The sequence below is a fragment of the Exiguobacterium mexicanum genome, from assembly GCF_005960665.1.
GTDB classification, from domain to species: domain Bacteria; phylum Bacillota; class Bacilli; order Exiguobacteriales; family Exiguobacteriaceae; genus Exiguobacterium; species Exiguobacterium mexicanum_A.
Window position 1 is genome coordinate 91101 of the sequence record NZ_CP040676.1, and the last position, 14603, is coordinate 105703.

Here is a 14603-nt window from a genome sequence, read left to right on the forward strand (position 1 = left end):
CACAACAATTGTTGTGCTGTTTTTATTTGTTGAGTCAATGTCAGCGAAATGGAGAAAGACGGACTTGAGATTAATAAAAATACGCCGAAATATAATATAGATCTTTATTCTATTGAAAGTAGGCAACAATTATGGTGAATCATTTTGAAAAAATGAGTTCGTTGTTTGTATCGCGCATGGTGATTATTTTATTTTTCCTCTCTTATCCGATCATGGGTGTTTTGTATTGGATGGGGGAGCTCGCGGGGCAAGGCGCAGTCAATTTTATTCTGATAGGTGGTGTCATTCAAGCCGCATCGTGGCTGGGCCATCGCTTCTATGTGGAACATACTTGGTTGAAGTATGGGCTCGTCACGTTGATGTACATTGCAGCTTCAGCAATTATCTTGACGCTGCCAGGTACTGCGATTCAAAATATCGTCTTTCTGTATATCGTATTGATGTTGATGTACTTGAATCGGCATCTTGTGCTGTACGGCAGCATTCTCGCGCTTATCGTATCGGTCGGAGCTGTATTGATTGGGCGCTTTTCATTTGAAACGCCGCTCGATCTCGTCATTTGGTTCACTGTGCTCACAATGGCTTTGTCTGGCGCATACTTTGTGTCATTCTTTGGTGCGAAGTTGTTACATGAGACGTTCACGCAACAAGAAAAGTCAGAACAACACGCTAGCGAAATCGAGCTAACGATGGCGAAGACGACAGCGAGTGCGACCACACTTCATGGGGCCGTCTTCACGATGAATGATTCAGTCGACTCTGTCACAAATGCTTCGGAGCAAGTGACAGAACAAATCGGTTTGATGACGAAACGGACGTCGGAACAAGCAGGTCTGATTCAAAACGTCGCTTCGCAAATTCGTTCAACTGTACAGGCGTTTGAGCGGATGCAACAACAGCTCCAGGAGACGACGTCTCAAGTGAGTGGGGTCTTGCAGGACGCTCATGTATCGCATGAAAATATGGACTCGACAGAACGGTCGCTCGCTGAACTGAACTTAAGTATCAGTGAAGTCAATCATGCGTTTAAAGGATTGGCGGAGCGTTTCCAAGAAGTGCGGACCATCACGGGTACGATCCAGCAGATTTCGTCTCAGACGAACCTGCTGTCGCTCAACGCTTCAATTGAAGCAGCGCGAGCGGGGGAACACGGAAAAGGATTTGCAGTCGTCGCGTCCGAAATTCGGAATCTATCGGCTCAAACGGCCCAAGCCTCATCTCAAATCAATGATATTATCCAACTCGTCATGCAGGAGGTGCAAGTGACGGAACGTGCAATCGATGGTAGTACAGAACGTTTATCGACGCAGGAAGAACAAGTACGTAAGAGCGGAACATCGATTCTCTCCATGATCCAAACGACAGGAACGGTCGCAAGCACCGTGGATGAGACGTCGACACAGCTCCAAGTCGTCGCATCAGAACTGAACAAAGTTCACCAAGTGACTTCCCAAATGTCGGCACTAATGACAGCGCTCGAAGTGAACAGTCAAGACGTTCATGTGCTGACGATGTCACAGCAAGAAGCGTTAGCTTCGTTGAAAGATCAAATTGAAGAACTGAACGAGATTGCGAACGAACTCGTCTAAACGATGGACACGCCTTTACAAATAGGCGTGTCCATTTGCGTATACATCTCTTCCAAAACGGGAACAGTTTTGCGTCAGTCCTAAAATGAGGAGGAATCGCATATGGCAATTACAATCACCGCTATCTTGAAGGCACATCCGGGGAAAGAGGACGAGTTACGGCAAGCGCTCGATGAGGTCATCCCCTCGTCGAGACAAGAAGAGGGGTGTTTGACGTATGTGCTCCATGAGTCGATCGACGCCCCAGGTACGTTTGTGTTTTATGAGCAATATGAAGACGAGACGGCGCTCGACCATCACATCAACTCACCACATTATCAAGCATACCGAAAGGCAGCCGAGACGCTGCTCGCCGTCCGTGATGTGTATCGTCTGCGTGAAGTCTGAAAGGAGTCAATCCGATGATTACCCAATCGATTATCCCGTGCATTTGGTTTGAAGGTGACGTCGAGGCGATTGCGGAGTGGTACGTGTCGAAGTTTCCGGATTCATTCGTCGACTATACGACGAAACTGACGGATACACCTTCCGGGGAGACGACGGTTGTGACCGTCTCGCTGGCAGGACAGTTCTTTCAACTGCTCGGGGCGGGTCCGTTGAAGGAACGCAACCCGTCCATCTCGTATATGGTTGCGTTCCCGACGTCGGAAGAAGTAGAGACGCTATGGAACGAGCTTGTGGAGGGGGCAGAGGTGCTCATGCCGCTCGATACGTATGACTTCAGCGAGCGCTACGGCTGGTTAAAAGACAAACACGGTGTCTCTTGGCAAATCATGCATAGCGGCGGGATGGACATCCAGACGGTGACCCCATGCTTTTTGTTCGTCGGGGACGTCTTCGGGCGCGCTGAGGCGGCCATGAACGACTGGATTTCCATCTTCCCGGATTCGTACGTGCTGGAAGACCATCTGATCCGTTACGAGGCGACAGACGGACCGGAGTTGGAAGGGAAACTCAATTACGCCCGCTTCGTCTTGTCCGGACGCGAGTTCGTCACCATGGACAGCGCGGAAAATCATCAATTCGCCTTCAACGAGATGCAGTCGCTGATCGCGTTTTGTGAGACACAAGCCGAGATTGATGACTACTGGGCCAAACTGTCGGTCGTCCCGGAAGCGGAACAGTGCGGCTGGCTCCAAGATCGTTATGGCGTCTCCTGGCAAATCGTGCCGTGGGAGATGGAAGAGATGCTGACGACCGGAACAAAGGAACAATTGGCACGAGTGACCGAGGCGTTCTTGCCGATGAAGAAAATCGACGTCAAGGCGTTACGAAACGTCTACTGACAAAACAAGCCGTCCCGATTAGTTCGGGGCGGCTTGTTTGTCGTGTTGTGTGAAGTCGGACAGGGCGTCTTTCTCAATCATTGTATCGGATAAGCGAAGCTGTTCGGCGGCCTCGTCAATATACGGCTCACATGCTTGAAGCGGCAAGTCATCACCGGTCTCGACCGAATAACACATGCCGCTGCCAACCGGCTCCGTCAAATCCGGGACGAAATAGAGGTCGTCGTAGCGGAAGGAGCCGTTCCGGAACACGGTCAAATTCGGCTCATCGTCGAGGAGCGAGCGTCCGAGCATATACGTCGGTGTCATCCCGAGCAAATCGAGGATGGTCGGGGCCAGGTCGACTTGCCCGCCGCTCGCCTGCACCGTCTGACCTCGTTCGAGCCCGGCCGGTTTGATGAATAACGGGACGGAGCGGTCAAGCTGGAACAACTCGACCGTGGAGTCGGCATCTGCTTTTACGGCCATCTCGTCACCGGCAGCGGTCAATCCGCTGTCGTGGTCACCATAAAAGACGACGAGGGTGTTGTCCCACTTCTCGTCTGCTTTCAATTGTTCGACCATAAGACCGACGGCGGCATCGCTGTAGTGGACTGTGTGGTAATAGTCCTCGAGGAGCGAGTCGTCGTACCCCGACAAATCCAATCGTTTCTCCTCGTCCGGAATCTCATATGGCGTATGGCTCGTCAACGCGACCATGAAGGAATAAAACGGCTCGTCCAACGTGTCCAAATGGTCGACTGACGTCGTCAGGAACTCCTTGTCACCGACCGCCATCCCGATGACAGGCTTCGTCGGATAATCGTCTTGATGGAAGAAATGGTTGTAGCCGATTTGCTCATAAAAGTTGGCGCGGTTCCAAAACTCCTTGTCGAATGCATGCATCGCGGCCGTGTCATAACCAGCGCGCCGTAATTGCTCCGGCAAGGCGTCGAACGTGTTCGTGGCGTATTGCGTATACACCGACCCCGATTGGACGGGATAGAGCGAGGCGTTGACGGTAAATTCCGCATCGGACGTCCGGCCCTCGTGCGTCTGATGATAAAAATTCGGGAAGTACAGCATCTCGTCGCGAAGCGCATTCAAATTCGGGGTCAGTTCTTGACCGTTGACGGTCTGGCCGATCACGGACGTTTGGAACGACTCGAGCTGAACGACGATGACGTTCGTGTCGGCTGTAGCCTCGACCGGTTCGGTCGCCAACGCTTCGATTTGGCCGCGCTCCCGTTCCGTCAGGTCGTCACCGAGGTTCAACGCGTCGCGAAGGCCACGGAACGTATCGAGCCCGTGATAGCCCCAAAATCCGAACTGATAATACTCACGCATATTCGAAATCGGGGTCTTGCGATGGTCTGCCTCGGCGTAATGAACGGCGGTTGGAACGGTAAAGACGATGAGGCCGATCAGAAAGCCGGAAGCTGCCAAACGGCGACCGAGGCGTTTCGATTCCGTGATGGGGTGTCGCTTCATATAGACGAGGATAGCCGCGTAGACGAGCAAATCCGTGAACAAGATGAAGTCGGGTGCTTGAATCAATGTCAAAAATCCGCCCCCGACGTCTCCCATCTGGCCGATATCAGACAGTAGGGCGACCGACAGCAAGTTGCCGAAATAGCGGTAATACCAGACGTCCGAGATGAGTAGCGTGCTGTGCAGAAACAGCGACGCGAACAAAATCCAGCGACGTGTCTGCGGTTTTACGAGTAGCGCCCAACTCGTCATCATCAAGATGGTCGCGAGGTTGATGAATAGAAAAGGTAGGTCGAACGCGCTCGCGGTCAACAGGCTGAAGAGGAACAGCTTGGCGAGGGAGAGCGATAAGTAACTCCAATAATCGAGATATTTCATGAAAGGCCTCCAAACGGTACGGACAAAGTGTGTTCTTTATCTTGTACCTGTTCGAAGACGGCGAAAAACATGAGGGTGTGCGATTTTGGCAATAAAAAAAGCAAGGCAGCGCCTCACTTGATGACAAACGTGTCCCGGAGCTCGATAATCGTGCCTTCCGGGGCTTTTAATTTACTCAAATGACCATCAACGACGAAGTAGATGTTCCCGCCGTGCTTTGGTAGGAACGTTACACCGAGGTCCTCGAGGCGCCGCACTTCTGTTTCGAGGTCATCGACATAAAGCGCGAAGTGGACCGGGCCGGCCACGTGCTTTGAATAAGGCGACAACGTCTCGTCGACTTTTGCCGTTTGAAGCTCGATATAGAAATCGCCAAGTTTGAGCCAGCTGTTGAACGCTCGGGTGTGGAAGTCGGGTGACTCTTGGACGAGCTCGAAGCCGAGCGCCTCATAGAATCGTTTGGACGCCTCGTAATCGGACGTTTGGATGCAGAGATGGTGGATTTGTTTCATGATGTCACTCCTTTCTTTTAGTTTATCCAATCAACGTTCTGAACGGAACTTTTCTTCACGTGAGACGTATAGGACACCGAGGAGGGAATGATGATGAAAATCCAATACGAATTGACAGAAGACGACTATATCCGGTTCAACTTGAGCCATATTAAACGTTCGAAGACCGGAAAGCGGATGATCCTCTTACAGCGAATCATCGGACCACTTATCTTTTTAGGCGCTGCTTTCGTGCTGGCGACGTGGCTCCAAGAGACGGACTGGTGGCTATATGGCATATACGGGGTCGCGAGTATTATTTGGTTCCTGTATTATCCGAAATACTTTGAACGGCATGTCCGGAAGCAGACGCGGCGTCTCATCGACGAACGAAGCAACGAAGGTATGCTTGGCTTGCATACGATGGATTTGGAGGAAAACGGTCTGCGCGATTTAAACGAATTCGGCGAGGCGCGTGTGTCATGGGCAGGAATCAAGGAAGTCGTCGAGGAGGACGATTATGTGTATCTATACAACTCCTCGGTCAGCGCCTATATCTTGCCGAAGCGCGGACTAGACATGGAAGAGGTGCGCCGATGGCTGCCGATACGCTGACGATTCAACTCGTCGATGAAACGAACCGGGATGCCTTAGTCGCCTTGACCGTCGCTTCTGACCAAGCCCGTTTTATCGAAACGAACGCCGAATCGCTCCGCGAGATGGAAACCGATGTCAAATATGCGTGGCAGTGCTATGCACTTTGTCGCGATGATCATCCCGTCGGCTTCATGATGATTGGGGCCGAGAACAAGGTGGAGCGTTACATCTGGCTCGATCGATTTATGATCGATGTGACAGAGCAAGGGAAAGGAATCGGGTCACGCTTTTTACAGTTGGCACTCGTGTGGATTCAAGAGCGATTCGATGTGGATGACCTCATCCTCAGTCTCCATCCGACGAACGAACCGGCGAAACGATTTTATGCGAAGGGTGGATTTGTCGACAGCGGCTTGATTGATGAGGCAAACGGGGAAGAGATTTGGGTGTATCACGTCAAACAGGGACAGCCGTCATAAGTCGGCCGTCCCTGTTTTCGTCGTCGTTGAGCCTTGAACAGCACTGCCCGCTTTGAAAAAGAGGACGATGGCAGCCACTCCGAAAATCGAGATGAACACGTTTTGAAGCAACACATCGACGAACATCGGCTCGCTGGAAAACGTGCCTGTCGCAATCTGAGCATTCCAGCGGGTGAACGTGGCGATGCGTTCGAGCGTGTACAAGAGACCGGACATGAACAGGCAAGCGGTGGCCGCCAATAATAGCGTCAATCGATTCAAGAAATGACCTCCCAGTATGTGTTATCCTGATTTTACCATTTTTTTCAGCGGGGGGAACTCCTATTTATCGTTTCACCGTGAGCGGTCGTAATTGCTTGACCCGAGCCAAGACGATCCAGCCGAGCACGGCGCCAGTCACACTCGACGCAAGGAAGGCCGGGAAGAAGAACAGTGCCCCGAACTCGCTCCCCATCAACACCTTGGCGTACGGGACGGCGACGAGCGAGGCGATGAGCCCTGTCCCGATGACTTCACCGAATGCGGCGAAGGCTACGCGGTTCGTCTTCATATAGAAGACCCCGGCCAAAAGCGCCCCAATCATACCTCCGGGAAAGGCCAAGAGCGACCCGGTACCGGTCATGACACGGACGATTCCGGTCACGAACGCAACGAGAACGGCCCCGATCGGCCCGACGGTGACGGCGGCGATGACGTTCACCATATGTTGAATCGGATAGGCACGGGCGACACCGGTCGGAATCGAGATGAACAGGGAACCGATGACGGCGATGGCGATGAGCATCGCCATCCAAGTGAGTTGTTGAATACGCATAGATAGTCTCCTTTCAAAATGAAAACGCCACTTCTCCAAGTGGAAAAGTGGCGTGGAAAGACAGACGAATCCCACACCACTTCCCTACGCTGGTATGAGCCAGATCAGGTTCGAAGGGTCCGGCGCATGCCGTCTCAGCCCGAAGGCTCCCCTAGTGGTCGTTTATTAACATGAGTATAGCATAGCGTTATTTCGTTGCCCCCATTTTTCGAGGTCGAAATATAAAATAGACGATGCCGCAGAAAAGAAGATACAACACTAGCGAAAAGACGAGATTGATCAACCACGGGAGTGTCCCCATGAACACGGCGACGGACGCCTGTTGAAACCAAACGAGCGAGAGCGAGACCCCGATGAAGCTGAGCACGAGCGTGGTCCAAAAGGCGACATCCCGTCGCTTGAACAGACGCCAGACGAGCAGACCAATGATGAGACTGACAACGGCCGTCGCCCCTAAATACATATACAAGATGGCATCGACCGGGTATGAGTAATATACAACGTCCATATCGTTTCCTCCTAGGAGATGATGAAAGAAAGGGTGAACAGGATGAGACAGGCAATCCCATGGCGTGACCGATCGTTTCGTGAACGGTTCGAACGATGGATTGAGGCAAACGTGCCGAATGCGAGGTGGCACGTGATCAAAGATACCGATTTGACGTACTTGCTTGTTGGCGCGCTCGATGAGGAACGTTACTATGCCAAAGCGGTGACCGACATCAGCCGTGGCGAGGCCGGACTGACGGCGCTTCTAGCCGAGCGGCATCCGGGTCTCATCCCTGACGTCATCGCCATCGAGTTCGCTCAGCATTGGTTACTCATGCGAGACATCGGCGGTGAGGCGTTACGTGAACGACCTAACGTGAGTCGATACGAAGCGGCGTTGCGTCAATACGCACAGCTGCAGCGACAGGAGATCGACCAGATCGAGACCTGCTTGTCTTACGGCATCCCGGACCGCCGACCGGACAAGTTGAAGGACGAAATCCGTACGTATTTACCTGAGCTCTGCGCCGGGCTCGAGCAATACAAAGCCGAGGCCATGCTCGCGCTTCAAGATGAATTGATCGCGATGTGCGATGAGCTGGCGATTGGGATGCCGATGAGTCTCGAGCACGGTGATTTGCACGGCGGCAACATCTTCTGGCGGGAACGGACGAATGATTTGTGTATCCTCGACTGGGGCGACGCGACCGTCACGCATCCGTTTTTCAGCGTGCGCGTGTTTTGGAACGCGCTGTACGACTTATTGCCGGAAGAAGACGAGGTCGCCTGGTATGAACAGATTCAAACGATGCGTACGGTTTACTTGGAAGCGTGGAGCGGCGTCGCACCCAAGGACGTACTTTGGCGTCATCTATTGATCGCCGAAGAGCTCGGTTGCGTCTATCGTGCCTTGTCGTGGCATGTGTATGTGACGAGATACCGGTACGATGTAGCTGAGTCGAGCGATAAGCCGGCGCAATGGCTCAATTTGCTACTCGAGTACCGGGACTTGAAACGACGCTTCCCATAAGTCATTCATGTTTCTCGAGTAGGTTTTCATAATCCGTCTCGCTCCAAAACAGCGGAGCAATCGACTCCGGCCCTTTGAAGATTTCACCGTCTTGGTCGTAGACGATGGCGTAACCGCCCTCGACTTCAAAGACGATTAAATCGGCCTTCACTTCCTTGACCCCGTTTCCAGCGATGATGATATCTTCGAGCGGGTCGCGCGCCAGTTGTACGCCCCATTCGTCGAGCTCGACGATGAGCGCGGACGTATAGGCGTGGCGGTTATAGAGCGCCTGGAACTCGTCTTGTGTCAAGACGACGTCCGTTGGCGGGGCACTCGCTCCGTATTTTCGTTTCTCAATCTCTTCGACGAATTGAAGGAACGACGCTTCTTGCCAAAACAGCGGCGCGACCGACTCGGGACCGTTGGCGATGTCTCCATTTTCACTCTCATAGATGGTGGCATAAGTGCCGTCGTCGAGTTTGAACGGATGGATATCGGCGTATGTATGATGGATGCCGTCGCCGGCGATGACGACGTGCTCGAACGTCTCGCGGAACGGGGTGATTCCATCGTTCTCGAGGGCCTTCAAGAGCGGCGGGACTTTTTCGTATTGGTCGAACACGTCCTTGAAGTCTTCGCGCGTCCATGTGGTGATTTCTTCGGGCGATGGCTCGTTTGTATCAGCCGGGACGAGTGGTTTCTCGACTGGATCCGTGCATCCGGTCAGCAAGAACACACTGAATCCGAGTAGGCCTAGGCGTTTCATCAATCAAACCTCCTAAGAAAGTTACATTTTTTTCCTATTATCAATGAGCGTAGCATGTTTGCCAGTCATTGAGAACCCGGGTACTTTCTCGCTCAGGGTTGCCGCTTCAAGTAGCGGTCGAGTGCCTCGTGAAAGCGTTGTTGCTGCTCGAACGGGATGTCATGATCGGATGCGGGACCATAGCGAATCAGATGATAGAGCGAGGCATCGATATCTGTCAGCTCGATGCGCTCGAACCAGTCGACGACCGTCTCATTCGTCCGAAGTTTTAACTCAGGGGCGAGCGACGCGTTGAACGTGATCAGCCAATCCCTCAGTTCGATATTCGTGAGCATCGGGAACGTCCGTGCCTCAATCGATGTGTCCGCGTTGAGAGACAGTGGCGCAAAGGCATTCTGTCTACTAGAAAACGTGAATCCTTTCCCCCGTCGACGACGCAGCCATCTACGCACGCCATAGACGGTCAACCCGATGGCAGCAAGGAAGGCGAACAATGTGCCGAGTCCGCCTGGGGCATCACCATCCCCGCTACCAAATTTGAATTTGAGCATGTCTTCCTTCACTTGCCGTTCTCCACCGTTTCCCTTCTCATCGGTAGAACCCAAATCAATACCACCTTTTGGCGGTGGTGCCTCTTCTGGCTTGCCCATTTCGATCACACTGATTGGAGCAGGTGTATTGATCGTTTGAAGCCAACTGAACGTCTCCTTGCTGATAAAGACGAACATCACTACGAGACAAGCTGTCACAACAAGGAATCCTATAAATCGAGATGACCACTTCATCCTTTCCCTCCTTATCGGAATGTTCAGACTATTTATTGTCTATATTACCATAAACAGGTAAACTTCGAATAAGACATCTACCAACGGAGGGGAACGAAATGGGAATCGAAGCGGTCATCAAACAGTTGAATGAAGTGTATTTGGGGAAAGGTGAAGTCGTCCGGCTCTGCTGCACGGCGCTTCTCGCCGAAGGGCACATCTTGCTCGAGGACGTACCTGGAACTGGGAAGACATTGCTCGCCAAAGCGATCGCCGGCAGTTTGGACGGGTCATTCTCGCGCATCCAATTTACGGCCGATTTGCTCCCGTCCGACGTCATCGGGACCGACTACTTCAATATGCAGACGCAAGGATTTGACCATCGCCAAGGTCCGATTTTCGCAAACATCGTCCTGATTGATGAAATCAATCGAGCCGTCCCGCGCACCCAGTCGGCGCTGCTCGAAGCGATGGAGGAACGACAAGTGTCAATCGGCGGGAAGACGTATCCGATGCCGAAGCCGTTTTTCGTCATCGCGACGCAAAACCCGATTGAATCGGCTGGGACGTTCCCGCTCCCAGACGCGCAACTCGACCGGTTCCTCATCTCGATTCCGGTCGGCTATCCGGAAGCCGCCGCAGAGCGAGAACTGTTGTTGCAAGTGTTGACCGAGACCCGCAAACAAATCGAGGCCGTGACGTCACTCGCCTCGCTGCAAGAAGCGCAGGCCGAGACGAGACAAGTCGCGATTCAGGACGATGTCCTCGACTATATGCTCGGTCTCGTCCATGCGACCCGGGCGCACGCGTCCGTCGAGGTCGGAGTCAGCCCACGTGGCGCGATCGCGCTGCTCCGCGCTTGTCAAAGCTATGCCTATTTGGCCGGCCGACTGTACGTCATCCCGGAAGACGTCAAAGCCGTGGCGCCGTACGTCCTCGCCCATCGGATCAGCTTGACGCTTGAAGGCGGCATCAAGTCGACAAAAGCGAACGTCATTGCACACATTTTAGACACCGTGCCCGTGCCGGTCGAGGGCTGACGGATGATCCTGTCCACGCACGTTTGGTTGCAGCGACGGCTCCTACCTATATATCTTGTGAGCGGAGCCATGCTCGTGTTCTTCCCGTACGTATACGGATTGGGTTACATATGCTTCATTGTAGCGAGTGCGATTTGGATGCTGGAGCGGACGCGGCAACAACTCGAGCGGCACATCGATCTCCGGTTCACGCAATACGAAGAACTGCTGTTTGTCGGAGATGAGAGTCGGTTCGTGTTGGTGGTCGATGGGGTGGACGAGTTGAATCGGCTCGGCCTGCCACTTCGCATTCGTTTGAAGGCGAGCTCAGGAATAAGCTTTCCGGCGCAGGAGCGCCTTCCGAACGTGCTCGACTATGAGGTCGATGTCGGTCGCGCCCGCCACGAATTGGTCGTGCGCGCCGAGTATCGCGGTCCAGCCATGTTCGAGGAATGCGTCATCGCCGTCACACTCCCGTTCCGTCTCGGGACGTATTTGTATGAACGACCGGTCGATACAGAGTGGACCGTGCTTCCATCGCTCCTGTTGCATCCACCGGTCGGGACGAAGCGGCTAGCGCTCGGGGAACGGCCGCACTTGGCGTCACCGCTTCGAAATCCGTTGCAGCTGATTGGATCGAAACCGTATGAAGGGGAACCGGTCAAGGAAATCGACTGGTATGCGACGGCAAAACTCGGACGATTGCAGTCGAAAGTGTTTCAACAGACGACGCTCGATACGTTCACGTTCGCCGTGGATTTGAACGGACCATCCGGTTACACGCTCCATCATGATTTCGAATCGCTGATCAGTCAAGTCGCTTTCGTCACGTCACGTTTGTTGAAAGAGGACTGCAAGATTGAGTTATTCTTGAATCGTTTTGAAGAAGATGGGACGATGGTTCATATCCGGCTTCAAGAAGGCGAGCGCGGCATACGATTCATCTTGTTGCAGTTAGCGACGATTCACCCGGGCAATCGCTTCATCTCGACAGACGCCTTTACGCGGATGGTCGAACGAAAACGGTTGAAGCAAAGCCATCTCGTTTGGTTCAATCAGCATAATTTGTACGATTGAACAGGGGAATGTCGGATTTTGACGAACTCTATAGTTATGAACTGGGTCAAAAGGAGAGAGACATATGCCAAAACGGAAATTTGCCAATCGTCGAGACTGGGAACGGATTTTGCAACATCGCTACGCGCAAATGGAGGTACATGATGACCGTTTCTCCGGGACCGTCGCCTTGTTTCAAATCGATGCGGTCCGCGCACCGCAATATAAGATGCACAAGGGAGAAGAGTTCATCGTCGCCGACGCTGGCTACGCCTGGCTCCAATACTTCCCGGACAACGAGCCGTTCGGTGTGACCGTCATGTTTAATGATGAAGGGCACATCGTTCAATGGTACATCGATATCGTCGAAGCGATCGGATACGAGGACGGAATCCCGTATATGGACGACTTGTTGCTCGACATCCTCATCTTCCCGAACGGGGACGTTGTCCGCAAAGACGAGGACGAGTTCGAGGAAGCGACGGAGGCCGGAGAACTGACGCCGGAGCTCGTCGAGCAGGGCTGGCGTGACTTCCATGCGACGCTCGATCGGATTGAACGTCGGGACTTCGTCTATTTCGACTTGGCGAACGAGCATTACACCGAGTTGAAGCAAAAACTTTGAACGGCCTGTTCCCTTTGGTACAGTGAAAAAAAAACAGGGGGACGAATCATGAAAATCATCAATACCGAGACGTGGTCGCGCAAGAAGCACTACGAATTCTTCAAGGCGTTTGACGCTCCGCATTTCAATGTGACGGCGAGCGTTGATGTGACGAAGTTACATACGCACGCCAAACGGACCGGCCAGTCGTTCTTTAAACTGTTCTTGTACGGTGCTGTCAAGACGGCGAATGCCATCCCGGAGCTTCGCTACCGTATCCGCGGCGACGAGGTCATCGAGCATGACGTCGTGCATCCGTCCTTTACTGTCATGATGGACGATGACGTCTTCAATTTTTGCACGGCGACCTATAAAGACACGTTCCCGGACTTCATGGAAGAAGTGACGGCCCGGATGAGCGGGGCGAAACGGGAAGTCGTCGTCGGCGACGATGAACCGGACGGCCTGCTTTACATCACGAGCGTGCCCTGGGTCACGTTCACGAGCATCAGCCACCCGACACACGATCAACAGCATGATACGGTGCCGCGCATCGCTTGGGGCAAATTCACGGAGACCGGTGACCGGATGACGATGCCGCTCTCGGTTCAAGCGCATCATGCCCTCGTCGATGGCGTCCATGTCGGTCGCTATTACGAGTTGTTGCAAGCGTGGCTTGATGACTTGAGTGACTTGGAAGTCCAAACTCCTGAAGAGAAGGGGCTCGACGAAGCGATTCGTCTCCGCGAGAACGGAGAGCTCGAACGGGCAAAGCAGCTGTTGCTCATGTTGCTCCGACAAGACGAGAAGAACCCACGCCTCCATGCCCATTGCGCCTGGTGTTATGACTCGCTCGGCGAAGAGCGGCAAGCCGTCCCGCATTATGAACGGGCAATCCGGCTCGGCCTCGCCGGCGAAGAGCTCCGGGAGACGTATATCGGACTCGGCAGCACGTATCGGGCGCTCGGCCGCTACGAGGACGCTGAGGCGTTGTTCGCCAAGGCGATTGAACAGTTCCCAGACATCGGGGCGCTCAAAGTATTTCAAGCGATGACCCATTATAATTTCGGGCGCCACACTGAGGCGACCGGTACGTTGCTCGAACTGCTCGCAAGCCCGGAGCCGGATGACAGCATTAAACGGTATCGTCGCGCCATCGCGTTTTATGCGCGTAACTTGGACGAGACGTATGACTGAAACGACAAGACGAGGCAACTCGTCTTTTTTTTGAGTCGAATTGATTGACCCATCAAGTTTAACGTGTTATATTTATCTCGAATTAAAGATAATGAAATTTAAAGTATTGTTTTCTCTCAGCAGAGGAGGGGAACAGATGAAACAATCCAACACATTAAAAGCCATCACGGTGTTGCTTCGGGCCTCGCAATCGATTCAAGACGTGGTCAAGCATGAAGTCGCCGAGTACGGGCTGAATCCGACCGAGTTCTCGGTCCTGGAATTGCTGTACCATAAAGGCGACCAACCGATTCAAATGATCGGCAAAAAAGTATTATTGACGAGCGGGAGCATGACGTACATCGTCGACCGGCTCGAAGCGAAAGGCTATTTGATCCGCAAAGCGTGTCCGAGCGACCGTCGCGTCACGTACGCGGCACTGACAGAGGAAGGACAGACACTTATGTCATGCATCTTTCCAGCCCATGAACGACGAATGGACGAGCTCTTCGACGGACTCGATTTAGCAGACACGATCACTCAATTGAAGACGATCGGCAAACGCGCTGAAGCGTCAAAAAATTTTTAATTAACTATCTCGAAATCAAGATTT

At 53.0% G+C, this 14603-nt stretch carries 18 protein-coding genes and 1 riboswitch; of the genes, 11 read left to right on the plus strand and 7 right to left on the minus strand.

From position 1 onward, the window contains the following. Positions 1 to 131 precede the first annotated feature (131 nt). The 3 genes from FED52_RS00910 to FED52_RS00920 all read left to right on the plus strand — a co-directional run bounded on the left by FED52_RS00910 (position 132) and on the right by FED52_RS00920 (position 2875). A complete protein-coding gene (locus FED52_RS00910) occupies positions 132 to 1589 on the plus strand; it encodes a methyl-accepting chemotaxis protein (RefSeq protein ID WP_034779733.1) in 1458 nt (485 codons plus the stop codon). A gap of 102 nt (positions 1590 to 1691) precedes the next feature. After that, entirely contained in the window at positions 1692 to 1976 is a 285-nt protein-coding gene (locus tag FED52_RS00915; RefSeq protein ID WP_034779732.1) for a putative quinol monooxygenase, read from the plus strand. Positions 1977 to 1990: 14 nt separating this feature from the next. Next, the gene (locus FED52_RS00920) at positions 1991 to 2875 is read left to right on the plus strand and encodes a VOC family protein (RefSeq protein ID WP_138858580.1); all 885 of its coding nucleotides are present in this window, start codon (positions 1991 to 1993) and stop codon (positions 2873 to 2875) included. An 18-nt stretch (positions 2876 to 2893) separates the two neighbouring features. On the opposite strand, the gene FED52_RS00925 is transcribed toward FED52_RS00920, so the two are convergent. Together FED52_RS00925 and FED52_RS00930 are read right to left on the minus strand one after the other, a co-directional pair. Then, the gene (locus FED52_RS00925; RefSeq protein WP_138858581.1) at positions 2894 to 4723 is read right to left on the minus strand and encodes an LTA synthase family protein; all 1830 of its coding nucleotides are present in this window, start codon (positions 4721 to 4723) and stop codon (positions 2894 to 2896) included. A gap of 113 nt (positions 4724 to 4836) precedes the next feature. Continuing rightward, positions 4837 to 5235: a VOC family protein gene (locus FED52_RS00930; protein ID WP_138858582.1), complete on the minus strand. Its 399-nt coding sequence runs from the start codon at positions 5233 to 5235 to the stop codon at positions 4837 to 4839. A gap of 93 nt (positions 5236 to 5328) precedes the next feature. On the opposite strand from FED52_RS00930, the gene FED52_RS00935 reads away from it, so the two are divergent. Together FED52_RS00935 and FED52_RS00940 are read left to right on the plus strand one after the other, a co-directional pair. After that, positions 5329 to 5829: a YcxB family protein gene (locus FED52_RS00935; protein WP_167491718.1), complete on the plus strand. Its 501-nt coding sequence runs from the start codon at positions 5329 to 5331 to the stop codon at positions 5827 to 5829. Continuing rightward, complete coding sequence (locus tag FED52_RS00940) at positions 5811 to 6290, plus strand: GNAT family N-acetyltransferase (protein ID WP_138858584.1); 480 nt, start codon at positions 5811 to 5813, stop codon at positions 6288 to 6290. Before FED52_RS00935 ends, FED52_RS00940 begins: the two co-directional genes overlap by 19 nt. On the opposite strand, the gene FED52_RS00945 is transcribed toward FED52_RS00940, so the two are convergent. From FED52_RS00945 to FED52_RS00955, 3 genes are all read right to left on the minus strand, one after another. Further along, complete coding sequence (locus tag FED52_RS00945) at positions 6285 to 6551, minus strand: hypothetical protein (RefSeq protein ID WP_029594454.1); 267 nt, start codon at positions 6549 to 6551, stop codon at positions 6285 to 6287. The two genes, FED52_RS00940 and FED52_RS00945, sit on opposite strands and share 6 nt — an antisense overlap. 64 nt (positions 6552 to 6615) lie before the next feature. Continuing rightward, a complete protein-coding gene (gene thiW / locus FED52_RS00950) occupies positions 6616 to 7104 on the minus strand; it encodes an energy coupling factor transporter S component ThiW (protein WP_138858585.1) in 489 nt (162 codons plus the stop codon). Positions 7105 to 7168: 64 nt separating this feature from the next. Next, positions 7169 to 7267, minus strand: a riboswitch (TPP riboswitch). 24 nt (positions 7268 to 7291) lie between these two features. Further along, complete coding sequence (locus tag FED52_RS00955) at positions 7292 to 7612, minus strand: hypothetical protein (RefSeq protein ID WP_138858586.1); 321 nt, start codon at positions 7610 to 7612, stop codon at positions 7292 to 7294. Positions 7613 to 7654: 42 nt separating this feature from the next. On the opposite strand from FED52_RS00955, the gene FED52_RS00960 reads away from it, so the two are divergent. After that, a complete protein-coding gene (locus FED52_RS00960; RefSeq protein ID WP_138858587.1) occupies positions 7655 to 8623 on the plus strand; it encodes an aminoglycoside phosphotransferase family protein in 969 nt (322 codons plus the stop codon). Position 8624: 1 nt separating this feature from the next. Here the strand turns inward: FED52_RS00960 and FED52_RS00965 are convergent, their stop codons facing one another. Together FED52_RS00965 and FED52_RS00970 are read right to left on the minus strand one after the other, a co-directional pair. Beyond that, entirely contained in the window at positions 8625 to 9371 is a 747-nt protein-coding gene (locus FED52_RS00965) for a hypothetical protein (protein ID WP_138858588.1), read from the minus strand. Positions 9372 to 9463: 92 nt separating this feature from the next. After that, positions 9464 to 10156: a hypothetical protein gene (locus FED52_RS00970; protein ID WP_138858589.1), complete on the minus strand. Its 693-nt coding sequence runs from the start codon at positions 10154 to 10156 to the stop codon at positions 9464 to 9466. Positions 10157 to 10254: 98 nt separating this feature from the next. On the opposite strand from FED52_RS00970, the gene FED52_RS00975 reads away from it, so the two are divergent. The 5 genes from FED52_RS00975 (at position 10255) to FED52_RS00995 (ending at position 14579) form a co-directional block, all read left to right on the plus strand. Continuing rightward, complete coding sequence (locus FED52_RS00975) at positions 10255 to 11175, plus strand: AAA family ATPase (protein ID WP_138858590.1); 921 nt, start codon at positions 10255 to 10257, stop codon at positions 11173 to 11175. Positions 11176 to 11244: 69 nt separating this feature from the next. Further along, positions 11245 to 12231 carry a DUF58 domain-containing protein gene (locus FED52_RS00980; RefSeq protein ID WP_167491720.1) on the plus strand — a complete coding sequence of 329 codons (987 nt, stop codon included), beginning with the start codon at positions 11245 to 11247 and terminating at the stop codon, positions 12229 to 12231. A gap of 64 nt (positions 12232 to 12295) precedes the next feature. Continuing rightward, positions 12296 to 12835, plus strand: coding sequence for a ribonuclease FAU-1 family protein (locus tag FED52_RS00985; RefSeq protein WP_138858592.1), 540 nt, complete (start codon positions 12296 to 12298; stop codon positions 12833 to 12835). A gap of 48 nt (positions 12836 to 12883) precedes the next feature. Then, positions 12884 to 14011: a tetratricopeptide repeat protein gene (locus FED52_RS00990; RefSeq protein WP_138858593.1), complete on the plus strand. Its 1128-nt coding sequence runs from the start codon at positions 12884 to 12886 to the stop codon at positions 14009 to 14011. Between the two features lie 136 nt (positions 14012 to 14147). Further along, positions 14148 to 14579 carry a MarR family winged helix-turn-helix transcriptional regulator gene (locus FED52_RS00995; RefSeq protein WP_138858594.1) on the plus strand — a complete coding sequence of 144 codons (432 nt, stop codon included), beginning with the start codon at positions 14148 to 14150 and terminating at the stop codon, positions 14577 to 14579. The last annotated feature ends 24 nt before the right edge of the window (positions 14580 to 14603 follow it).